This is a genomic window from Treponema sp. R6D11, assembly GCF_054786075.1.
Genome location: NZ_BDHD01000729.1, coordinates 1 through 577 on the forward strand (window position 1 = coordinate 1; position 577 = coordinate 577).

Annotated in this window: 1 protein-coding gene; it reads right to left on the minus strand. The window is 45.2% G+C overall.

Annotation, left to right across the window (positions count from 1 at the left end; all coding sequences use genetic code 11):
* The coding region (locus ACYVTD_RS15750) for a hypothetical protein (RefSeq protein ID WP_461248636.1) at positions 1-478 on the minus strand (478 nt) is incomplete at its 3' end.
* Positions 479-577 lie beyond the last annotated feature (99 nt).

Below are 577 nucleotides of genomic sequence, written 5' to 3' on the forward strand. Positions count from 1 at the left end.
ATGGCGTTGCTAAACTAACGTTGACCATATTCTGCAATTTCTGCGACCAGGTACCCACCTGCTTTGTGACCTCATTCATCGCCGATTTATTTAACTTTGGCTTGATTTCGCCCACGCCCTTCGTGGCGTTTTGCAAATTATCACCCATCGCCTTGATGTTATTTAAAACCTGTTTCATCTCAACATCGGCTTCCCCCTTTGCATAGACCTTACCCATTATTTTTGACAGGGTCTGTAGTTTGGAGGAATCACCGAGTGCGAGGTCACCAAGGGTCCCAAGCATTAAATTCGCTTCCCCTGCGTTCATACCAAACTGTACCAGGCTCTGCGTGGCTTCATTTATGCTTTGAAGGGAGTAGTTGCTATTTGCCTTGAAGTTAAGAGCATTCTGTAACGCCTTTGCACCTTCTTCGGCTGTGCCGGTCAACGTCTCAAAAGATAACCTAAATGTTTCCAACTCCGCACGCTGTGCGATCAAGGGCTTGAACATATTTACAATGTTTGATATGTTATGGGTTATCAATGGCGTTGCTAAACTAACGTTGACCATATTCTGCAATTTCTGCGACCAGGTACC